Source organism: Methylophaga muralis (genome assembly GCF_001720165.1).
Classification (GTDB): Bacteria; Pseudomonadota; Gammaproteobacteria; order Nitrosococcales; family Methylophagaceae; genus Methylophaga; species Methylophaga muralis.
The window spans coordinates 54,077-75,332 of the sequence record NZ_MCRI01000001.1; the positions used below are offsets into that span (position 1 = coordinate 54,077).

Genomic DNA, 21,256 nt, shown 5'->3' on the forward strand with positions numbered 1-21,256 from the left:
ACTATGCCCCATGCCCGCATTGCCATTTTTAACGATACTCATGGTTGGCACAGCGTCCAGTTAACTGAGGCTTTGTCAGCTCTAGGCATGGAGGCGGTGCTTATCGATCTGGCGGATTGCCGGATCGATACGCGAAGCCCGACCGGATTGATCATTCCAAAGTTTGAGACAACATTGCCAGATGCCGTTCTGGTTCGAGGCATTGCTCCAGGAAGTCTCGAACAAATTACTTTGCGCATGGATGTTTTGCATACTCTGGCAGAATTAGGAGTCCCCGTTCTCAATCCCGCTCATGCTATTGAACTGACCGTTGATAAAGCGAGAACATCCCTAAAACTTCATTTAGCCAATATTCCCTCACCGCACACCTGGGCCTGTGAAAATCGGCAACAAGCTCTGCAAATCGCTGTTGAAGAGCTTGTGAAAGGCCATAGTCTGGTCGTTAAACCACTGTTTGGTTGCCAAGGAAAAGGCATTCAAAGGATTGAACATATATCGCAACTGGATCAGTTGTCCGTGGTCGGTGAGGCCTATTACTTACAACATTACGTTGATCCAGTTCAAACCGGCCAATGGCAAGATTGGCGACTGATGGTGGTTCAAGGTGAAGTCATTGCAGCCATGACTCGTCGTTCTAATCACTGGATCACTAACTTTGCACAAGGTGCAAGTTGCTTTGCCAGCACCGTTACACATGAAATGGCGCAGCTTGCAATTCAGGCGACAGCAATTGTAGAGGCACCTTATGCCGGAGTCGATCTGATTCAGGATCAGCAAGGTCGTTTCAGTGTATTAGAAGTAAATAGCGTCCCGGCCTGGAAAGGTTTGTATCAGGCAACCGGAATTGATATTGCCGGTCGACTTGCCTCAATGGTGGCCTCACATATTCAACACATCAGACAGGTATCATTTCCCGAACATGTTGGATGAACAACAGATTACTGAATGCGTACGCTGGGCCTGTGAACAAGAGGTTAACGCCCCAAAACCCGGTAATGTAAATGTGTGGAGCGATGGCCACAATATGGCTGTGCAGGACTTTTTATTAAGTGCCAAAGCTATTTCTCCCATCATGGCCCAACCAAATCTGAGCGTGGGTCAACGAATTCTGCAATCTATAGAGGCCACGCGTCAGGTTGTTAATTGCAACACCAATCTTGGCATTGTGCTGTTGTTTGCCCCACTGTGTGATGCAGTTCAGCGCTGCTCCAGTTTTGATACCTTATCCTTTGAACTCGAAAAAACATTAAGCCATTTGACATTGGAAGATGCTCAGCTTTGTTATCAGGCTATTCGTCTGGCCGAAGCGGGTGGCATGGGTGAGCAATCCGAGCAAGACATTAATCAACAACCCAGTGTGACTCTCCTAGAAGCCATGGCATTAGCGCAACATCGGGATACTATGCGTTGCAATATGTTAATAATTACCAGCAAGTATGGGATATCGGCTATAAAGAATTGACAGAAGCGCTGAAATGTGGGGAAAAGGTTGAATGGGCAGCCACATTCGCGTATCTTTACTTACTAGCACGTGTGCCGGATACTTTAATTATAAGAAAGCAATCCCGGCATATCGCCCAGACAGTGGCACAGAAGGCACAGTTATTTATTTTAAAAATGAATAAAAATAGACCCCTAAGCAATTCAACAGCTGAGCTGACCGTCTGGGATCACGAATTAAAGCGTCACGCCATAAATCCCGGAACCTCCGCAGATATGACTGCAGCAGCACTGCTGCTGTTTGCGTTTGAGCAGGCGTTTGATTCGAACCGAATTTCAGTAGCACGATGCTTATAGCGGGCGGCACTGAGCAGGTGATACGTTCCTTTATTACGTATAAACCTCAACCTCACGAAAACGGTTGAGGAAAAAATGAGCCTTTTTGACAATTTTTTTGGAACAGGAAAATATAACATGCCAGTTATCGATCGCGTACTTGTAGGTGAATCCTTAGTCATTGAAGATGGTGACTTAGACAACGTTGCTCACATTGACTTATTAATGGGCCCACGTGGTTCAGCAGCAGAAGATGCTTTCTGCCGCACTATGACCGACCAGAAACAAGGTGTTAACGGCCTGTTGGCTGTAGTTGCACCTAACCTGATGGTCAAACCAGCCACCGTTATGTTCAACAAAGTAACAATCAAAAACATGAAACAAGCTGTGCAAATGTTTGGCCCTGCACAACGTGGTGTTTCTGTTGCTGTTGCTGAATGTGTTGAAGATGGCACTATCCCTGCCAGTGAAGCTGATGATTGCTTCATCTGCGTTGGTGTATTTATTTCACCAACTGCTGACAGCGATGCAAAAATCCAAGACTGGAACTACCGTGCAACCAAAGAAGCTATCAAGCGTGCAGTAGCTCGTGAGCCTAAAGCGGCTGACGTTGTTGCACAATACAAAGCTTCTGAACACCCATTTGGTGCTAAGTAAGTTTTAGACTGATGCAAATGCCACCCTTCGGGGTGGCATTTTCAGTTCATTATCTGGCGTATCGTATCGACGCTAAGCTCGCCTTTGTGCAATGCACTGGCAACTAGTACAGCTTTGATACCTGCTTCCGCCAAATCTGTTAAGTCTTCTTTTCCTCTCACTCCACCCGCAGCGACTATCTCCGCATTTGGTTTGAGCAATTGTATTTTTCTCAGTAATTGCCTATCCGGTCCATCATCTCTACCCACACTATCCAAACTCATGACAATGATAGTGTCAGGCCACAGCTCAATCTGTTCGAGTAACTCAAATTTCCCCAATAAACCTCCCTGTCGAAAATCCAAGGACAAGATAAATTCTGTTGGCTGAAGCTGTTTTAATAAATCCAGATCGTTAAGACTTTCACTTCCTAATATTGGCTTGAGGTTTGGGATATCGTGCCAAATTAACCAGTCATCCAGGTTGCGTATTCCCGCATCCAGCCAAATGGTTAATTGCGGAAAAAGCTGGTGCAGTTGCAGATAAAAGGCTTTATCTATTTTGCCGGTTTCAATCGCATCAAGATCAGCTATATAAAGATCGGTAAATGGAAACCAAATTAATAATTGTTTAATCACTGCATTCGGATAAACACTGGAGGTAAGCTGTGACTTCAAAGGAAGATAGTGATCACGTTGACCACCACGGGCATGCACAACCTTGCCCCCCATTAAATCAATGACCGGTATAATCAGCACTTCTTTAATAAACCTCAGAAAAATGAACTTAGTCGTATACGAGCATATCACCAGTGGTGCATTGTGTGATGAGCAGTTACCCGCATCCCTCGCACACGAAGGCGAGATGATGCTTTATGCCATTGTGCAGGACCTGCTACAGCTCAATGATATCCATATCACTATCCTACAAGACAAACGTCTGTCGCCCCCTGAGTGGCTGATAAACTCTAAAAGAATCACTATACATAGTTGCGCCAATCAGCAGCAATTTGAACAACAATGGCAAACCTGCCTAGGAGAACACGCATATTTTTTGCTGATTGCACCAGAAACTGACCACACGCTCCTAGCATTACAACAACAAGTGCTCGCCGCGAACAAAACCTACTTTGGATGTTCATCGGAGGCAACCATGCTGTGTAGTGACAAACTCCGCTGCTATCATTTGATGCAAACAGCAAATATTCCGACACCAACCAGCTATTCCGCCAGCAACGCTCTTTTGGATGTGTGCCTGATTAACCAGCCATATATCGTCAAGCCACTGGACGGGGCGGGCTGTCTGGAGACGTTCAAATTTGATTCTGTAATACAATCTCGAGAGTATTTGTTCTCCTTACCGCAGGACCGTCGGGACAGATTGATTGTTCAGCCTTATATTGAGGGCGCAACATTAAGTCTGAGCATTTATGTCGATGGAGAAGACATTCAACTGCTTTCAATTAATGAACAATTAATCGAACAACACGCATCACAACTTGTCTTTCATGGGTGTGCCATAAATAGTGATGTTACGCGGCAATTCAGCCAGCAGGAGGCAACGCAGCTTGCCATCAACATCCATCAGGCTATTGCAGGATTATCAGGCTATGTTGGTATTGATTTTATCCTGAGTAAGCAAGGCCCGGTGGTGGTCGATATCAATCCACGACTGACTACGGCTTATGTGTATTTATCGGCTAATGGTTTGCACAACCCTGCTCTGCCGTTATGGCAGCATTTACAACGTTTGGATCAACAAGAAGCGCAATATGCATAGACAAGAGAAAGGCTGTTTCACTGGTTGGGATATTGGCGGGGCGCATTTAAAGGTAGTTCGTTGTGATACTGATGGCCAACTGTTGCAAGCCATTGAGCTACCTTGTCCACTGTGGTTAGGTAAAGATGCTTTGCGTAAAGACATCCGGCTGGCCATCGACACCTTGAACAACGAATTGGATCAGCAACTGATCACGATGACTGGGGAACTGGCTGATTGCTTTGCTGACAGAGCGAGCGGTGTCTCAGAAATTCTGTCCTGTATGTCTGAATACTTTCCTACCGATCGGCTATCCGTTTTCAGTAAGGATGGCTGGATAAGTCAGGAGGAAGCTCGAACTCATTGGGATAAAGTCGCCTCAATGAACTGGTTGGCCAGTGCACAATTAGTCGCCACCCAGTATTCAACAGCCCTTTTGATCGATTGTGGCAGCACTACGACTGACATTATCGCTCTCGAAAACTCTGCCCCTCAATTAACCGCCTATGATGATCAAGGCCGTTTAAGCAGTGGTGAACTGCTCTATACCGGTGTTATTCGCACACCGTTGATGGCTGTCAGTCAGAAATTACCTTTTCGTGGCCAATGGCAAAACATCACCGCTGAAGTGTTTGCAACCACGGGTGATTGCTGGCGCATTCTGGAAGAATTAAGCGCATCGCAAATAAATGATAAAAGTGCTGACGGTAACGATTGGCAACTCGAAAACTGTCAACGTAGATTGGCCAGAATGCTGGGCACCGATGCAGGTTTATTTGCTGCAGCAGACTGGCACAATGTCGCAGTGTGGTTTACTGAGCAACAATTACAGCAGATCCACAATGCCTGTTTACAGGTGTTGTCTGTCCAGAGCGGTTTTGACCAACAAGCGCCGATAATCGGCGCCGGTAGCGGACGGTTTATCGCCAAAATAATAGCTAACCGTTTACACCGTCCCTATGTGGATTTTGATACCCTGCTAGGAGCGCATGAAAATGCTGCAGCATACGCACCGGCCAGTGCTCTTGCGCTTCTAGCCCAAAGGCAGTTCACGTAAAATACCATGATGACTTCTCAACCACCGCCTTTATGTGCTGAGCTACCCTATCAAATAGATAGCGATCTTCTGTTTGCAGCCATTCGCGATTTGCCCTGGGCAGTTTTTCTAGATAGTGCAATGACTGAAGGTGAAAATGGCCGCTTCGATATTATCGCAGCAGATCCATTTATTACCCTGCAAACCCGCGATCAAACCACGACCATTGAATATCGAGATACAGCTGGTCAACAATCCTGTGATGATCCTTTTGGTTTACTGCAATGCATACTGCAGCAATACGCCCAACCTTTGAGCGACTTGCCTTTTTGTGGCGGTGCCATCGGCTACTTCAGTTATGATCTGGGACGCAGAATTGAAAAGCTGCCTGAGCTTGCCATTGATTCGGAGCAAATCCCGGAAATGGCTGTTGGTATTTACGATTGGGCGGTTATCAATGATCATCAACAACAACGTTGTTGGTTGGTCAGTTATGGATTGGATCCTGAAACTCATCGTAACTGGGCAAATTTACTAAGCCGACTGCAACAGCCAAAAAAACCAGACTCAACTATTTTTAATGTTATGGGTGAATTACGCTGTAATCTAAATCAAACGGCTTATCAGACAGCATTTGAAAAAATTAAAAACTACATCACCGAAGGTGACTGTTATCAGGTCAATCTGGCGAAGCGCTACGAAATAGCTGCCGAAGGCGATCCGTGGATTGCCTATCAGCAATTACGTAAACAGAATGCCGCACCTTTTTCAGCTTTCTTAACTACACCAGAAGCTACCGTATTGAGCTCTTCACCTGAGCGCTTATTACGCGTTAAAGATAAGCAAGTTGAAACCAAACCGATTAAAGGCACACGTCCACGCGATCTCAGCGATCCAGATCGTGACAGATTACTTGGTAGACAATTACAGGATAGTCTTAAAGATCGTGCAGAAAACCTGATGATCGTGGATTTACTGCGTAATGATCTGGGTAAAGTCTGTGAACCGGGCTCAATATCAGTTCCTACACCTTTTGCACTGGAATCTTTTGCCACCGTTCATCATCTGGTCAGTACCATCACTGGCACTTTGGCCACAGATCAACACACCGTTGGTTTGTTACGCGCCTGTTTTCCGGGGGGCTCGATAACTGGCGCGCCAAAATTACGCGCCATGGAAATTATCGAAGAACTCGAACCACAACGTCGAGGTGTGTATTGCGGGAGCATTGCTTACATTGGTTTTGACGGCAATATGGACAGCAATATCACTATCCGTACTTTAGTATTTAGCGATAATCGCCTGCGGTTCTGGGCGGGTGGTGGCATTGTTGCTGATTCTGAACTTGAGGCTGAGTATCAGGAAGTGGCTGATAAAGCTGCTGCCATGCTCGCACTGGTGGAGTCTTTACGCTAGATGCTTATTGTGAAACTGGGCGGCAGTCTATATCGCACAGCAGAGCTTAAATCCTGGTTAGCATTGTTAGCTGAATACGCGCAGCATGAGTCAGTAGTGATTGTTCCTGGTGGCGGGCCTTTTGCCGATATGGTTCGCGAAGCACAGGCATTGCATGACTTTGATGATCAACATGCACACCATATGGCCCTGCTGGCGATGGCACAATACGGGCTGATTTTGCATGCATTGCAACCGTCTGCCATTACCATCAATACTCCAGCCCAAGCACCCACCAGCGGCCAACTGGCTATCTGGTTGCCAGACGATCAGTTATTGCAAGCTGAAGAATTAATGCAGAACTGGGACATCACCTCAGATAGCCTTGCGCTTTGGTTTGCCCAGCAACACGCTCAGAGCAAATTAGCACTTATCAAGTGCGTGCCCGTCACAACTGGTGAGATGAATGTTTTAAGTGAAAACGGCGTTATCGACCAGGGTTTTAGAGCTCTGTTTCAACAACATCCAGTTGAGACTTATCTTGTTCATTATCAACAGCTGAATAATTTCCCCAAGAGTGGTGTTGTACTCGGATGAGTGATCAACAAACTGCGTTATCCACTGTGTTGCAGGATTTAATAAGCCAAGCTTTAAATCGCACTAATATGGCTGCTGAGCAACAGCAGCAATTGCTCAAGCAGGTTGACAGTATTTTGTTCGCTGCACAGCGCCACAGCCAGTCCAATTGGGCAGGACATATGACGACTGCTGTAGATGAAATTGCGGCATTGGGACAGCTGTTAGCGAGTCTACATCAAGGTAATTTACTCTCGCCAGAGCTCTATCCCGAACTCAGCATGATTGAAAGCGATATCTTTGCTTTTTTCTGCCCTTTATTTGGACAAACATCAGGCCATGTCACACACGGAGGCAGCTATGGCAATTTGGACGCCTTATGGCAGGCACGGAAAAAATACGGTGATTATTCAAAACGAGTTTATGCCAGCGATCAGTCGCATTACTCTATCGCCAAGGCTTGCGACATGTTGGGGTTGGATCTTCAACTGATTGCATCCAATTCACTGCAGCAAATTGACATCCTTGCACTAGAGATGGCCTGTAAACAACAGCCGCCGATGGCGATTGTGGCGACCTCAGGCACAACCAGCAGTGGGCAACTAGACGATATAATTGCCATCAAACAGATCACTAAGCAACTACCCTGCTGGCTTCATGTTGATGCCGCCTGGGGTGGATTTTTGAGCTTGATTGACAGCAGTCCTCTAAGCGCACAACAATTCGGGCAAGCAGATTCAGTATGTTTTGATCCACATAAAAGTTTAGGTCAACCGCGTCCTAGCGGGTTATTGATGTACCAAGACCAGATAAAAAAAACGCCCTTCTCAACCCAATATTTAAGCCAAGCACCTCGTGACGTGTTACCGGGGTCATATGGTGGCGAGCTGTTGCTGCCTTTGTGGTTAACGATTAAAACGCTAGGGAAAACCGGTTTAGCCAGTCAAATTCAAGCGAAACTTCAGGAGGCTTGTCAATTTGCCAGTTTTATCAATCAACAATCTGGGTGGTGGGCACAGGGCTCCCCGACTGGCATCGTCTGTTTTACGGCACCACAAAGTCAGTTGTCGGGCTTGGTTGAGAAAGGGATTTTTTCGCAAACGGAACTGGCTGGAAAATCGGTATATCGAGCGGTATTTGCCAGTCATACCACACGCTCTGATGCATTAATTAGCGATCTGGCGCCCTTTCTGTAATCTGTTTTTGTACATCATCAAAGCGTCGCAACCAAGGTTTGACTTTATTTAACGGTGATGGCCACTGTTTACTGGAACGCATCGCGACATCTCTCGATGGATACACACCATAAATCAATGCATACCAGACTTTATCGTCACGCATACTCTCAAAAATCGCTACATTACCGGTGAGTGAATGCTTTTTCACAAACCTTTCAATTTCAGTACGATCCCATGAGCCCATTAGCTGAAATGTAAAAGCCTTCCCGGATTGTTGTAGGATCCAGTCTTTATCTTTTATTGTCGTATCAACCAATGATGGGTCGGGTTTCGATACTGGGGCAGGAGGTGGAATCAACTCGACAGGTTTAATTTCTTCAGTTTTTGAAGTTGATTGTTGCTCGTCCGTAGCTGTTTCAGCTTCCGTGACTTCTACGACATTGTTCTGTGCAGCATCGTTAGTACTAATTGCCGTAATTGATTCCGAAGGAATGATCTCTGTCTCCAGTATTTCTGCGGATAGCTCAGGTTCTGGTATAACAGACTCAAGCTCTGCCTCAAGTTCAGACTCTGGAATTTCTACTGCAGGTGCTTCAACTGTTTGCTCAAGTTCATCAAGCAATTCCAGTAATTCCAAACGATCTGCTTCCGCAACACTGGTTAATTCTTCTGGCTCATTAACCACCACCATGGGTAATTCTTCGGTTAAATCCTCATTAACGAACAAATCATCCTGTATGGTATCTGTATCCGATACAAACCAGTCGTTTATCTGTTGCTGATAAATCAGAACCACTGCTAGTAAAACACCCACAGGAGCGAGACCAAACCATTTATTCCATTTAAAGCGGATTTTATTAATTTTAGGGCTGATCTTCGGTAGCTTAAAACTGAGCGGAAGTTGCAGCTGTCGGGATTTGCCTTGACCTAATAAAAATTGATGTGCCGCTTGATTTAACTTCGCCGGATTACCAGCTGACTGGCGATGAATACGTGCTAACGCTCTTTCATTAAAAGGACTATCGCCATTGAAACCGGCCCCCTGCAACCTTTGTAACAAATAAGCAGCTGTTTCGGCGAGCGGAATCGGGGTGAGCATTAACGACTGCAAACGATCATTATCCGTCACGATGGAATCTGCTGCGACATCTGTTAACACAGCCCTCCACAGGTATTTATCTGCATGCTGCCAGTCAAGCCATATCTTTAATTGCTGACGTAATGGTTCAGCCAGTTTACTAACATCGTCAATCAACAAAATTGGTCGAATTTGTAAAGCTTGCAGCTGTTGTAATCGCTGCTGTAACAGCTGGAGATTATTGCTGCCTAGCGTATTTTCTTGGGGTGCACCGAAGACTTGAAGACATCGGCTGACCATAAACTGAATGGTTAGCGACGGTTCAGCCTGAATGTAACAAAAACGCAGGTCATCACCACCAAGATTCATTAAGGCTTTTAATGCGGTCGTTTTTCCCAAGCCTTTGGGACCGTAGAGTAACGGAATTTTATCGCTGGCTCTAAGCAGGTGGAGCACTAAATCAAGACGCTGCTTTATTTCTGGCCCTAGATACAAACTAGCATCGGACACCTCAGCTTTAAATGGATTGCTCTGAAGCGCTAATCTCGAAATATATTTTGGTTCAGCTGCCGCCGCCTTCATGGCATTACTCAATATCCAGCAGTAAATTTTGCCAGGGTTTCGGCCAGAGCCGGTGCATCATAATCATCGGAAATAACCGCCTGACCAATGTCGCGCAGCAATACTAGACGAATCAGTCCATCCTGAACTTTTTTATCGACTGACATCAAGTCCATAAAGTCTGCCGAAGTTAAATTTCCTGGAACTGCGACCGGTAAATTAGCCGCAAGCATAATTTCCCGAATTCGAGTGACTTTATCTTCACTGAGCCATCCCATGCGTTGGGATAAATCTGCGGCCATCACCATACCAATTGCAATGGCTTCACCATGCAGACAGTGTCCATAACCACATCCGGTCTCAATAGCATGACCAAAAGTGTGTCCAAGGTTTAATAAAGCCCGTACGCCTTGCTCGCGTTCATCATCGGCCACTATCGTGGCTTTATCCTGACAGGATCGCGCAATCGCTTGTGCTAGTGCAGCCGGATCTCGCGCTATCAGCAATGACATATTCTGTTCCAGCCAGTTAAAAAACTCGCTGTCATTAATCAAACCATATTTAATGACTTCAGCTAAGCCGGAAGAAAACTGCCGATCATCCAAAGTATTTAATGTGGCGGTATCAGCCAGCACGCACTGCGGCTGATAAAACGCGCCAATCATATTTTTGCCAAGCGGATGATTTACTGCCGTTTTACCGCCGACAGAGGAATCTACTTGCGAAAGCAATGTAGTGGGAACCTGAATAAACGGCACCCCACGTTGATAACATGCTGCGGCAAAGCCTGCCATATCACCAATAACACCGCCTCCCAACGCTATGATTGTCACCTGACGGGACAAACGTGCTTCCAATAAACGATCAAAAATTTGCTGCATAACTGCCAGCGTTTTGTATTGTTCACCGTCCGGTAATATGGCCACTTCAACACGATAATCAATTAAAGCCGTTTTCACGACATCCAAGTACAACGGCGCCACTGTTTCATTAGTGACGATCAATACTTCTTTGCCTCGGATATGCGTACTAAATAAGCTGCTTTCGGCAAGCAAATCTTCGCCAATGTATATAGGATAACTGCGTTCACCGAGCGCAACTTGAAGTGTATTCATCATAATTCGTTATCTTTTGTTTTTAATTGCTGCAGCTGTTTTATCACTGCATTTACGGTTCGCGTAACAGACTGATCACCGGTTTGTAGAACCACATCAGCTACTTCACGATATAAAGGGTCACGTTGTGCCATTAACAGCTTAATTTGCTGGCGACGGTCGCCTACTTGCAAAAGGGGCCGACTAGTATCTCGTGAGGTGCGCCGGAAAAGTTGCTCTGCCGAAGCAGCCAGATAAACAACCTTACCGCGTTTCAGATTACGCCGGTTTTCTTCAGCAAGTACAGCTCCCCCCCCCGTTGCCAGCACTATATTTTCCATAGCGGTGAGTTCAGCAATGATTTTTTGTTCACGTTCTCTGAAACCCGCCTCACCTTCCATTTCAAAAATCCAGGAAATAGACACGCCTGTGCGTTTTTCAATCTCACGATCGCTATCATAAAACTTGAGGTGCAGCTTCTTAGCAAGCTGTCGACCAATGGTCGACTTTCCAGACCCCATCGGTCCCACCAGAAATATATTACCTGAAATCACGCGACTAATGACTCAACTGTTTATCGTGAAAAAAAACCGGATCGTAGTAGATCCGGTTTTTTATCTTAACTGAAAAAGCTGGATTTAATAATCCATACCTTCCTTAATAATTTTTGGCGTCACAAAAACCAGCAACTCACGTTGACGATTTTCATTCAAATCCGTTTTGAATAAGAAACCGACATACGGTAAGTCACCAAAAAATGGGACACGTGTTGAAGATTGAGTTGAGGTTTGTTCATAAATACCCCCAAGTACAACCGTTTCGCCATTGTCCACCAATACCTGTGTACGAACACTTCGAGTATCAATACTCGGGACCCCAAGGAAAATAGCACCCACTTCATCCTTATTAACTTCCAGATCCATCACAATGCGATCATCTGGAGTTATCTGTGGCGTTACATCCAACTTTAACAATGCTTCTTTAAATGAAACCGATGTGGCACCACTTGATGAAGCTTCTTGATAAGGAATTTCGGTACCTTGTTCAATGGTCGCCTGTTTTTGATTAGAGGTAATGACTCGCGGGCTAGAGACAATCTCACCTTTACCTTCTTCCTGCATCGCGGACAATTCTAATTCCAATACAGCACCTAAAGGCAATTTAGCCAAGGCCAGAGCAAAGGTACCGGCAGGATTGGAGGCTGGTAAATTCACATTCAAATCCTGGCCTCGTATACCAGTAGAATTCGTTGGCACTACTGAGTTGTTATTGGTGGCAGGAACCTGCAGGCCTTCAAGTGAGCCTGACGTACCTGCACCCAGAGTGCCGCTTCGTGCAGAAGTCCCAAAACGCACACCCAACTCTTTGGCAAAATCATTATTCGCAATAACAATTCGCGACTCAATTAACACCTGACGTACCGGAATATCGAGTTTTTCAATCAATTTGCGTACATCGGCCAAGTTTGTTGCAGTATCTCGCAGCAATAATGAATTGGTCCGTTGATCCACCACCACGCTACCACGATTCGACAGAAAACCACCGGCACTGCCACCTGCACTAGTTTGTCCCTGAGTAGTGGTTAAAATCGCCGCCATTTCAGTTGCTTTAGCAAAGTTGACTTCAAATATTTCTGAATAAAGCGGTTCCAGTTCTACTAATTGCTTTCTGGCTTCAAGTTCCTGTTTTTCACGAGCTGCAATCTCCGCAGCTGGTGCAATTAACATCACATTGCCATTCTGACGCATCCCTAAACCTTTAGTTTTCAGGATGATATCCAGAGCTTGATCCCAAGGCACATTTTTCAAACGTAAGGTTAAATTGCCTGTTACCGTGTCACTGGTGACGAGATTCATGCCATTAAAATCAGCCAGTAACTGTAATACCGCTCTAACCTCAATATTTTGGAAATTTAACGAGAGCTTTTCACCTTCAAAACCAAACTCGCTCTCAGTATCCGCTAAGCTTTGCTCTGCAACTGGTTTTACTTCAACAACCAGCATATCGCCAGACTGATATGCCAGATGTTCGAATTTACCGGTAGTGGTCAACACTAATCGCGTACCTTCCGGGGTTTGAATGCTGTCAATTAAATGAACGGGGGTTGCAAAATCTATGACATCCAAACGACGCTGCAACTTGCCAGGCAAATTGACACCAGGTAAGTCGACCACTAAATCGCCACGTTCACGACGCACTTCTAAAGAGGTGTTTTCATTTTGCAAAGCAACCATCAGTCTGGCTTCACCCTGCTCTCCTCGGCGAAAATCAATGTCCGTAACAGCATTGCCAGTTTGTGGGGCAGAAGCTGCTGAACCAGTGCGGGCACTTGCAACGGAAGTATTGTCATTCAACATGACTTTGACCACATTACCTTCCACCTCGACTTGATAAGGCAGTTTGCGTAACAGGTTAATCACCATGCGAGTACGTTCACCCGCTTCAACGGTAGCAATGCTACGAGTCTGTCCGCTGTTAATTTGTTTCGTTGTTTCGCTTAATTTATTACTGACACCTCGAAAGTCGAGCACAATTCGAGCCGGCTCATCAGTAGCAAAACTCTCAGGAGCCTCAACAGCTTCAGAAAACGTCAGGGTGATGAGTCCTTTATTACCGGAGAGGGTTGAATAATCCAGTGACTGTAATTCATTTGCTGAGGCAAACCCACTGACTATCAATAATGAGAGCATACCCAAGCTCGACCGCCACCGTTCAAATATTGTTTTGTCTGTGGGTGCCATGACTTGCCGCCGTGTGAATTTTATTGCGTATTTACTCATCATTATCCTGGCCTTTAATTTATCTCAACGACGGGTACTGTCGTTTCACGTTCGTTATAGCCATTCCCTTCAGCTACGATTTCTTTTAGTGTCATATAGGTTTCACTGATTTCGACAATCTGACCATGGTTCATGCCCATGTAATTGCCAATTTGAACTCGATGTATCGTGCTATCGGGTGCCCGAATCAGTGCCCAAATACTTTCTTGCTCCAGCGTGCCGACATATTGCAAATCAGACAGCGAATAACTTTCCAATAATTCTTTCATCCGATTTTCATTCGGTTGAACACCACCGCCCTGGACTTCTTGTTCAGGCTCAGGTTCTGGAACATCAATCACGGTTGGAACAAAAGGATCACGTAAGCCAGCTGCCGAGTAGCTGAACTTCTCATATGGTTTCATTACCGGGATCGGTGGAATATCTACTTGTTGGCGTGCTTTAACTTCTTCGACATAATTTTGCAGGTTATCTTTTTTTGAATCACAGGCCGTCAGTACTAACGCCAGTGAAAGCAGTAACAGTCGACCGATGAATGATTGTATTGTCAGATTAAAGTTCATCACCAGCATCATTTCCCTTGCTCATCAAAGTAACGATATGTCTTGGCGGTAACATCCATCGTCATATTGCCACTGGTCGTCAAAGGCCCCATTTTGAAATTATGTAAGGTCACAATTCGTGGTAAGGCAGCAATCCCGCTGACAAACTCGGCAAATTGATGATACGAGCCAGTCACGCGCATGGTAATTGGCAATTCAATATAGAAATCTATTGGTCGCTCTTCTTCCGGTTTAAATAATTCAAATTCCAAACCGTTAACTAATCCAGTGCGTGAAATATCGACCAGTAAATCGGCCACTTCACTTTTTCTCGGTAATTGTTGCAACATGGAAGCGAACGATACTTCCATTTCTTTCATTTGCTCTTTGTAAGCTTCCAGATTGACAGCTTTGCTCTGTTTTACTTCAAAGCTCATGCGTAATTCAGTTTCGGTTTGTTCCAGCCGCGCTAGTTGACTACGTTTGTCTTTGATTAAAAAATAATATCCAGCGCCCCAAATCACCGCACAAATCAATATCGCTGCAACAATTTTGCCTATCAGCGGCCATTCACCGCTTTCATTGAAGTCAATATCATTGATTGAAGGTATATCCATGACTATTGCTCCTCATCCGTGCTGGCTTTGGATTCATTCACTTCTACGGTGAATTGGCGGATGGCATCATCACGAGACGATGTCCGTTGCACAATACGGAGTTTTGACTCTGTGAATTCCGGATCTTTATCAAGTTGATTCATCAATACCGATACCCTGGCGTTAGTTTGCGCCACACCTTGCACAATTAACTTATCGCCCTCTCGGGTTAAAACTTGAAGATGAATTCCTTCAGGAACCGTTTTAACTAGGGAATCAAACACTTTTACAACTTTCGGACGACTCTGCTGCAAATCTTGAATGACTTGCATCCTAGCAAGCAGCTGATCGCGTTGTTTCTCCAGTTCTTGAATTTCTCTGATTTGAATATCTAATTTGCTAATTTCTTGTTGCAGGAAGCTATTACGTTGCGTTTGCTCATTCAGGAGCCCGTTCATATAGCTGGTAAAAAAGTAAAAAACCAATATGGCAAACCCTAGGGTTAGTCCCATTGCGATATAAAATTGTTTTTGCCGTTCCTGGCGCTTTTCTTCACGCCATGGCAGAAGATTAATATGTGCCATTAGTCAAAGCTCCTCATGGCCAACCCACAAGCAATCATCATTGACGGGGCATCATTACTCAAAGCCTGGACTTTAACTCTGGAGCCTAAAGCCATATCGGTAAAAGGGTTCGCTACCGATGTAGATGTGCCAGTTTCAGCCTCGACAATCTGATCAACACCATCTATTGATGCACAACCACCAGCAATTATGATGTGGTCGATTGACTGATATTGACTTGAAGCGGAAAAGAAAAATTGCAGTGCTCGAGTGATGGTAACCGCCATCGATCGTTTAAACGGCTCAAGCACTTTGGGGAGATAATCATCAGGCAAACTGCCATCTTTTTTGGCACGACCGGCTTCTTGATAAGACATCCCGTAATAACGCTCGATATCTTCCGTAAGCATTCTGCCGCCAAACGTTTGTTCACGGGTAAATACAATTTTGCCATTAACCAGTACGTGTAAGGTGGTGACATTCGCACCCACATCTGCAACAGCAACCGTTAAGCCATTACCTTGATTGGGCAATTGTCTGGCAATCAATGAAAAAGCATTTTCGACTGTATAAGCCTCAACATCGACCAGGCGTGGCTTCAACCCGGCTTTTTCCAGCACTGTGGTTCGGGCATCAACATTTTCACGGCGTGAGGCTGCCAGTAAGACATCAACCGCATCAGCATCAGCGGCAGAAGGACCTAAAACCTCAAAATCAAGGCGTACTTCATCAAGCGGATAAGGAATATAATTTTCTGCTTCCAACATCACATTCTCTTCCATATCGCGTTCTGAAATGGATGCAGGAAAGGAAACCACTTTGGTGATTGCTGAGTTGGCTGAGACGGCAACAGCCGCATCTTTGGATTTGGTACCCGAGCGTTTAACTGCTCGCTTTATGGCACCGGCGACTTCATCACTATTCTCAATACGGCCTTCCACCACAGCATTTACAGGTAATGGTTCGACGGCATAGGATTCTACGGTGTAACGATCCCCGCGTTTATTTAGCTCCAACAGCTTCACCACCGAAGAGCTGATATCTATCCCTAGTAACGGGGATTTTTTAGGTCCAAACATGCATCGCCCCAATTCCATCGAAATGATGTGTGAAGTACACTTACCTTTGTAAGTTAAAGTAGTTTATTAACTATTACTAGGATGTCAACAACTAAAAGTGTGACATTTTCCCGAAAAGTCATTAACTGGCATTATTACGACGTTTATATATACTCTACGGTTTTATTTTTTGCGAACGAAATAATCCAATGTCGCGACTTGTGTCACGCCTTTTAATATGGGGCTTTACCCTTCTGATAGCTGGTCTGCTGTTTATCGCTGTAGCCTATCTATTTCTGTCACCTAAACTCCCTAGTGCTGAATCACTGCGCACGGTGCAATTACAAATTCCTTTACGTGTATTTAGTGAGGAAGGCTTGTTGATGGCTGAGTTCGGCGAAAAACGTCGCATACCAGTCACTTACGATGAAATTCCGTACAAACTTATCGAAGCCTTTCTGGCTGCAGAGGATGATCGTTTTTTCCAGCATCCTGGAGTGGATTATCAAGGCCTGATCCGAGCCGCTTATTCGTTAGCGCTTACCGGTGAAAAAGCGCAAGGTGGCAGTACAATCACCATGCAGGTAGCACGTAATTTCTTCTTAAGTAACGAAAAAACCTATTTGCGCAAAATCAATGAAATTATTTTGTCGCTTGAAATAGAAAACACTTTATCTAAGGAAGAAATCCTCGCTCTATACCTTAATAAAATCTTCTTGGGTCACCGCTCATATGGAGTTGGCGCAGCTGCCGATGTTTATTACGGCAAAAGACTTGAAGATTTAACACTGGCTCAAATGGCCATGCTCGCCGGTCTTCCCAAAGCTCCTTCCACCACCAATCCGATCACCTCTCCTGAAAGAGCATTAAATCGGCGGAATTATGTACTGAGAAGAATGCTGGATGTCGGCTATATAACACAGGCCGAATATCAGGAAGCACTTAAAGAAGAAGTGAGTGCCCGCTATCATGGACGTGAAATTGAAGTTTATGCCCCGTATGTTGCTGAAATGGTACGGACATATATAGTTGATGAATATGGCGAACTAGCCTATGAAAACGGCATGCGAGTATTTACAACTATTAAAGCCAAACATCAGCAAGCATCAACAAAAGCTTTGCAGGATGCTCTTCTGGCCTATGACAAACGCCATGGCTACCGAGGCGCCGTTGCCAAGGTTGATCTAAGTGAATTACCGGATTTAGCAGCCTCGGAACTTCATCTGAAAGATTATTCAATAATTGGCTCTATCAGCCCCGCCTTGGTACTGAGTATCGAAAATAATGTTGCACAGGTATTTGTAAAACGCTTGGGCCAAATTGAACTCCCTTTTTCAGCCGTCAGTTGGGCACAACCGCAATTGAGTGCCAATAGCATGGGCCCAAGACCGCAGACTATCTCTGATGTATTGGCAGTTGGCGATATTGTGTATCTTCGCGCCTTAGAAGAAGATTCATGGCAATTGGCCCAAATTCCTGAAGCTCAAGCTGCTTTAGTATCGCTAGCATCAGAGGATGGGGCCATTACTTCACTGCAAGGTGGATTTGATTACTTTCACAGCAAATTTAATCGGGTCACCCAATCCAAACGACAGCCTGGTTCCGGCTTTAAACCCTTTGTGTATTCGGCTGCATTGGAGAAAGGCTACACCGCGGCAACGGTTGTAAACGATGCGCCAGTGGTATTTGATGATCCTGGGCTTGAAAATGTCTGGCGCCCAGAAAATTATAGTGGTCGTTTTTTCGGCCCAACCCGCTTGAGGGAAGCACTCACTCACTCGCGAAACTTAGTTTCAATTCGTCTGCTTAGAGATATCGGCATTGCCTACACCGTAGATTACGTGCAACGTTTTGGTTTTACACCAGAGCAGGTTCCGGCCAATCTTTCGGTTGCCTTAGGTAGTGGTAATGCTGCACCGTTAGACATGGCTCGTGCATATGCGACTTTGGCAAATGGCGGTCATTTGGTGAATCCTTATATTATCTCCCGTATAGAAAACTCCGCGGGTGAGGTAATAATGCAGACCAAACCACACAAAGTGTGTGACAACTGCGCTGTTCCAACTGAAGCAATATCCGAAGAAGAAGCTTTAATGCAGGCTGAACTGTTAGGTTTCTATCCTGCCAAACAAGTCATCACACCGCAAAATGCATTCATTGTTAACAGCATGTTGCGAGATGTGGTGAAATTCGGCACCGGCAGGCAGGCACTTAGCCTGAATCGAAACGATTTGGCAGGTAAAACCGGTACGACCAATGATCAACTTGATGCTTGGTTTAATGGTTATACCCCGGATTTAGTCGCTGTCGGTTGGGTGGGTTTTGACAACCCTCGCACATTGGGACGATACGAAACTGGTGGCCGCGCTGCATTACCAATGTGGATTGATTTTATGCGAGTGGCTCTTGCTGATATGCCTCAACACGCTTTCGAGCAACCCGTAGATATGGTGACCGTTCGGATTGATCCACAAACAGGATTACTGGCTCGTCCAGGGGATTCGGATGCCATCTACGAAACCTTTCACAAGGACAATGTGCCTGCGATGCGCGGTGGAAGCAGTTCCACACCTGACCAGGATGATTCACTTATTGATTTGTTCTGACAAACCTACCTTCTTCCGGCAACATCCTGCCGGAAGAAAATCAGCTGGTTAACTGTTCACATTTCAAAGGCCCTAGCCTATCTGCTTGAAAAATGAACCTGAGTGAATTCAATGAGACCATTTGCGAAGATAAACTGGTCTTAACTATGAGAATAACTGGCTCCAATCAAGCGAGTTTCAACTCAGCAATGTGAAGACAACTGTCTAAATGTTCGCAATGTATTTGTTGGGGAATATCAAGCTTTAACTGTATGCATTCTGGGAGCTTAAAAGCAACCAATGTTGAACTAGCGAATACGTTTAGCCATTTGCCCCGGCTTCAACTCACCATTTGGATAATGACCATTTAATAATCGCAATTGTTGGATTGGACTATTACTGATCCGGGTAGTGGCCGCCCAGTTTGCATAGCTATCATTATTTCCCACCTTAACGACTTCTATACGCTGTGCTTTGGCTAAGTGTTTTTCGTCATCTCGCAAGGCATGAAAGCTCATCACTGTTTCACGGAAACTGGCATCAAACTTACTAAAATCTCCAGCCGCTTTGGTGGTGGCGATGAAAATAAAGGCTTGCTCACGCAGATATAAAACCGCAACACGAACATTTTTGCCTTCTGCCACTGCAATACCGGTATAACCCTGCAGGCCATGACTGGTAATCGCTTCACCACTCTTCAGATCTTTAATATTCAGTCGGTCACGGATGAATTCCGCCGGTGTCTGTTTACGATTAAGATCGGAAACACCCATCTCAATAATCGCTAAACCTTGTGGAGCCACCGCACGCAAACTGGTTGGATTATTTTGGATATGCCAATTAACTGGAAAGCTCAAAGCAAACTGCATATCACCATGATAAAAGTTTCTGCCTGACCGAATTCCCTGGGACTCGCTATCGCCAAACACCATGCCGTCAATCCGCTGCAGGTAACGCTCAACACCTTCTTCACCCTGAGCAGAAGTTTTATAACGATCTGCCGCCTTAACTACTTCCTGCAAACGCGTATCGTTGTCCGGGTGAGAGGCAAACAGGCCGTGATAACCCTGGTAGTCCTGTCCTTGCTTTTTAGCTTCTGCTTCAGCAAAGGTAGCCTGATCTTTTAACACCCCGATCACATTAATCATAGCCTGAGGGTTATAGCCCGAACGGGCCAGATATTCTGCACCAAGTCGATCCGACTCTAATTCGTGTTCTCGACCATAACCACTAAGCAAAGCGCCACCGAACATATTAAATAAGTCCTGCGCGCCAGCAGTACGCATTCCCGGCACCAGGATTGCACCAAGTGTGTAACCTAGATTAGCCGCTTGAGCAGCACTTTGCTGACGGACGCCGTGTCTTGCAGTAACATGGCCAATCTCATGCCCTAGAACGGCGGCCAGTTCAGCCTCGGAATTAAGATAAGACATTAAGCCGCGGGTGATATAGATATAGCCGCCAGGTAAGGCAAAAGCATTGATAACCGGCGAATCCAGCACGGTGAATCGATAAACCAGATCATCACGATGACTGACTACAGCAAGTCTTTGCCCTACTTCCTGCACATATCTTTGCAGTGCTTCATCTTCATACAGACCGTATTCTTTGACGATCTGCGGATGATAAGTACGGCCCATCTCCAGCTCTTTGCTTTCACTGAACATCACAAAGTCTTGCCCGCCAGTTACTGGATTTTGCGCACAACCCGTAACAAATCCCAAAAACAACAAAGCCCCTGTCAATCGACAGAGGCTTTGGTATGTAGCTTTAATGGTGTTCATTAGTAACTTCGGCTTATTGCCCGGAAGTTTACTTTCCGTATTTTTGACGGAATTTATCAACACGACCGGCGCTATCAAGCATTTTTTGTTTGCCGGTGTAGAACGGGTGACATTCTGAGCATACATCCAGCGTCAGGTCATTGCCGCGTGTTGAACGGGTTTTGAAGCTGTTACCGCAGCTGCAGGTAACATTGATTTCGCTATAATCTGGATGGATATCCGCTTTCATATCTGTTCTCGCCAATAATAATGTTTGCCTG

19 protein-coding genes and 1 pseudogene are annotated in these 21,256 nt (G+C 45.4%); 9 read left to right on the top strand and 11 right to left on the bottom strand.

Features of this window, described 5'->3' with window-relative positions:
- Positions 1–3: 3 nt before the first annotated feature.
- The 3 genes and pseudogenes from A9E74_RS00265 (at position 4) to fae (ending at position 2,433) form a co-directional block, all read left to right on the top strand.
- On the top strand, positions 4–930 hold the full coding sequence (locus A9E74_RS00265) for a RimK family alpha-L-glutamate ligase (protein ID WP_069294676.1): 927 nt from the start codon (positions 4–6) through the stop codon (positions 928–930).
- Positions 920–1,797: pseudogene (locus A9E74_RS00270) on the top strand (triphosphoribosyl-dephospho-CoA synthase). The gene A9E74_RS00265 and the pseudogene A9E74_RS00270 overlap by 11 nt, the downstream one beginning before the upstream one ends.
- A 117-nt stretch (positions 1,798–1,914) precedes the next feature.
- On the top strand, positions 1,915–2,433 hold the full coding sequence (gene fae, locus A9E74_RS00275) for a formaldehyde-activating enzyme (RefSeq protein WP_069294677.1): 519 nt from the start codon (positions 1,915–1,917) through the stop codon (positions 2,431–2,433).
- Between the two features lie 41 nt (positions 2,434–2,474).
- Here fae and A9E74_RS00280 read toward each other — a convergent pair whose 3' ends face one another.
- Positions 2,475–3,170 (bottom strand): HisA/HisF-related TIM barrel protein, encoded by a 696-nt coding sequence (locus A9E74_RS00280; RefSeq protein ID WP_069294678.1) that lies wholly within the window; start codon positions 3,168–3,170, stop codon positions 2,475–2,477.
- A 22-nt stretch (positions 3,171–3,192) separates the two neighbouring features.
- On the opposite strand from A9E74_RS00280, the gene A9E74_RS00285 reads away from it, so the two are divergent.
- The 5 genes from A9E74_RS00285 to A9E74_RS00305 are packed head-to-tail and all read left to right on the top strand — an operon-like array spanning position 3,193 to position 8,373.
- Positions 3,193–4,191 (top strand): ATP-grasp domain-containing protein, encoded by a 999-nt coding sequence (locus tag A9E74_RS00285; RefSeq protein ID WP_176718887.1) that lies wholly within the window; start codon positions 3,193–3,195, stop codon positions 4,189–4,191.
- Complete coding sequence (locus A9E74_RS00290) at positions 4,184–5,227, top strand: hydantoinase/oxoprolinase family protein (RefSeq protein ID WP_069294680.1); 1,044 nt, start codon at positions 4,184–4,186, stop codon at positions 5,225–5,227. Before A9E74_RS00285 ends, A9E74_RS00290 begins: the two co-directional genes overlap by 8 nt.
- Positions 5,228–5,233: 6 nt before the next feature.
- Positions 5,234–6,622: an aminodeoxychorismate synthase component I gene (gene pabB, locus A9E74_RS00295; RefSeq protein ID WP_342670152.1), complete on the top strand. Its 1,389-nt coding sequence runs from the start codon at positions 5,234–5,236 to the stop codon at positions 6,620–6,622.
- Positions 6,623–7,198, top strand: a complete 576-nt coding sequence (locus A9E74_RS00300; RefSeq protein ID WP_069294681.1) for an amino acid kinase family protein — start codon at positions 6,623–6,625, stop codon at positions 7,196–7,198.
- On the top strand, positions 7,195–8,373 hold the full coding sequence (locus tag A9E74_RS00305; protein WP_069294682.1) for a pyridoxal phosphate-dependent decarboxylase family protein: 1,179 nt from the start codon (positions 7,195–7,197) through the stop codon (positions 8,371–8,373). The genes A9E74_RS00300 and A9E74_RS00305 overlap by 4 nt, the downstream gene beginning before the upstream one ends.
- Here the strand turns inward: A9E74_RS00305 and A9E74_RS00310 are convergent.
- From A9E74_RS00310 to A9E74_RS00345, 8 genes are all read right to left on the bottom strand, one after another.
- On the bottom strand, positions 8,348–10,015 hold the full coding sequence (locus A9E74_RS00310) for an SPOR domain-containing protein (RefSeq protein WP_069294683.1): 1,668 nt from the start codon (positions 10,013–10,015) through the stop codon (positions 8,348–8,350). The two genes, A9E74_RS00305 and A9E74_RS00310, sit on opposite strands and share 26 nt — an antisense overlap.
- Positions 10,016–10,023: 8 nt before the next feature.
- On the bottom strand, positions 10,024–11,109 hold the full coding sequence (aroB, locus tag A9E74_RS00315; protein WP_069294684.1) for a 3-dehydroquinate synthase: 1,086 nt from the start codon (positions 11,107–11,109) through the stop codon (positions 10,024–10,026).
- Positions 11,109–11,642 (bottom strand): shikimate kinase AroK, encoded by a 534-nt coding sequence (aroK, locus tag A9E74_RS00320; protein WP_069294685.1) that lies wholly within the window; start codon positions 11,640–11,642, stop codon positions 11,109–11,111. The genes aroB and aroK overlap by 1 nt, the downstream gene beginning before the upstream one ends.
- An 84-nt stretch (positions 11,643–11,726) precedes the next feature.
- A complete protein-coding gene (locus A9E74_RS00325) occupies positions 11,727–13,829 on the bottom strand; it encodes a type IV pilus secretin PilQ (RefSeq protein WP_084002780.1) in 2,103 nt (700 codons plus the stop codon).
- Positions 13,830–13,882: 53 nt separating this feature from the next.
- Positions 13,883–14,443 (bottom strand): pilus assembly protein PilP, encoded by a 561-nt coding sequence (locus tag A9E74_RS00330; RefSeq protein ID WP_069294687.1) that lies wholly within the window; start codon positions 14,441–14,443, stop codon positions 13,883–13,885.
- Positions 14,440–15,027 (bottom strand): type IV pilus inner membrane component PilO, encoded by a 588-nt coding sequence (locus tag A9E74_RS00335; protein ID WP_069294688.1) that lies wholly within the window; start codon positions 15,025–15,027, stop codon positions 14,440–14,442. Before A9E74_RS00335 ends, A9E74_RS00330 begins: the two co-directional genes overlap by 4 nt.
- 2 nt (positions 15,028–15,029) lie before the next feature.
- The gene (locus A9E74_RS00340; RefSeq protein ID WP_069294689.1) at positions 15,030–15,590 is read right to left on the bottom strand and encodes a PilN domain-containing protein; all 561 of its coding nucleotides are present in this window, start codon (positions 15,588–15,590) and stop codon (positions 15,030–15,032) included.
- Complete coding sequence (locus A9E74_RS00345) at positions 15,590–16,648, bottom strand: pilus assembly protein PilM (protein ID WP_069294690.1); 1,059 nt, start codon at positions 16,646–16,648, stop codon at positions 15,590–15,592. The genes A9E74_RS00340 and A9E74_RS00345 overlap by 1 nt, the downstream gene beginning before the upstream one ends.
- Positions 16,649–16,836: 188 nt before the next feature.
- Between A9E74_RS00345 and A9E74_RS00350 the strand changes: the two genes are divergently transcribed.
- A complete protein-coding gene (locus A9E74_RS00350; RefSeq protein WP_069294691.1) occupies positions 16,837–19,233 on the top strand; it encodes a penicillin-binding protein 1A in 2,397 nt (798 codons plus the stop codon).
- Positions 19,234–19,520: 287 nt separating this feature from the next.
- On the opposite strand, the gene A9E74_RS00355 is transcribed toward A9E74_RS00350, so the two are convergent.
- On the bottom strand, positions 19,521–20,996 hold the full coding sequence (locus tag A9E74_RS00355; RefSeq protein WP_084002782.1) for a M48 family metalloprotease: 1,476 nt from the start codon (positions 20,994–20,996) through the stop codon (positions 19,521–19,523).
- Positions 20,997–21,024: 28 nt separating this feature from the next.
- Complete coding sequence (gene rpmE, locus A9E74_RS00360; protein WP_014705308.1) at positions 21,025–21,225, bottom strand: 50S ribosomal protein L31; 201 nt, start codon at positions 21,223–21,225, stop codon at positions 21,025–21,027.
- Between the last annotated feature and the right edge of the window lie 31 nt (positions 21,226–21,256).

Excerpts from the sequence above, each read along its gene's own strand:
- fae (WP_069294677.1), top strand. The coding sequence starts at position 1,915 with ATGCCAGTTATCGATCGCGTACTTGTAGGTGAATCCTTAGTCATTGAA.
- A9E74_RS00355 (WP_084002782.1), bottom strand. The coding sequence starts at position 20,996 with ATGAACACCATTAAAGCTACATACCAAAGCCTCTGTCGATTGACAGGG.
- A9E74_RS00335 (WP_069294688.1), bottom strand. The coding sequence starts at position 15,027 with ATGGATATACCTTCAATCAATGATATTGACTTCAATGAAAGCGGTGAA.
- aroB (WP_069294684.1), bottom strand. The coding sequence starts at position 11,109 with ATGAATACACTTCAAGTTGCGCTCGGTGAACGCAGTTATCCTATATAC.
- rpmE (WP_014705308.1), bottom strand. The coding sequence starts at position 21,225 with ATGAAAGCGGATATCCATCCAGATTATAGCGAAATCAATGTTACCTGC.
- A9E74_RS00325 (WP_084002780.1), bottom strand. The coding sequence starts at position 13,829 with ATGGCACCCACAGACAAAACAATATTTGAACGGTGGCGGTCGAGCTTG.
- A9E74_RS00265 (WP_069294676.1), top strand. The coding sequence starts at position 4 with ATGCCCCATGCCCGCATTGCCATTTTTAACGATACTCATGGTTGGCAC.
- A9E74_RS00340 (WP_069294689.1), bottom strand. The coding sequence starts at position 15,590 with ATGGCACATATTAATCTTCTGCCATGGCGTGAAGAAAAGCGCCAGGAA.
- A9E74_RS00330 (WP_069294687.1), bottom strand. The coding sequence starts at position 14,443 with ATGATGCTGGTGATGAACTTTAATCTGACAATACAATCATTCATCGGT.
- pabB (WP_342670152.1), top strand. The coding sequence starts at position 5,234 with ATGATGACTTCTCAACCACCGCCTTTATGTGCTGAGCTACCCTATCAA.
- A9E74_RS00285 (WP_176718887.1), top strand. The coding sequence starts at position 3,193 with ATGAACTTAGTCGTATACGAGCATATCACCAGTGGTGCATTGTGTGAT.
- A9E74_RS00300 (WP_069294681.1), top strand. The coding sequence starts at position 6,623 with ATGCTTATTGTGAAACTGGGCGGCAGTCTATATCGCACAGCAGAGCTT.
- A9E74_RS00310 (WP_069294683.1), bottom strand. The coding sequence starts at position 10,015 with ATGAAGGCGGCGGCAGCTGAACCAAAATATATTTCGAGATTAGCGCTT.
- A9E74_RS00305 (WP_069294682.1), top strand. The coding sequence starts at position 7,195 with ATGAGTGATCAACAAACTGCGTTATCCACTGTGTTGCAGGATTTAATA.
- A9E74_RS00350 (WP_069294691.1), top strand. The coding sequence starts at position 16,837 with ATGTCGCGACTTGTGTCACGCCTTTTAATATGGGGCTTTACCCTTCTG.
- A9E74_RS00290 (WP_069294680.1), top strand. The coding sequence starts at position 4,184 with ATGCATAGACAAGAGAAAGGCTGTTTCACTGGTTGGGATATTGGCGGG.
- A9E74_RS00345 (WP_069294690.1), bottom strand. The coding sequence starts at position 16,648 with ATGTTTGGACCTAAAAAATCCCCGTTACTAGGGATAGATATCAGCTCT.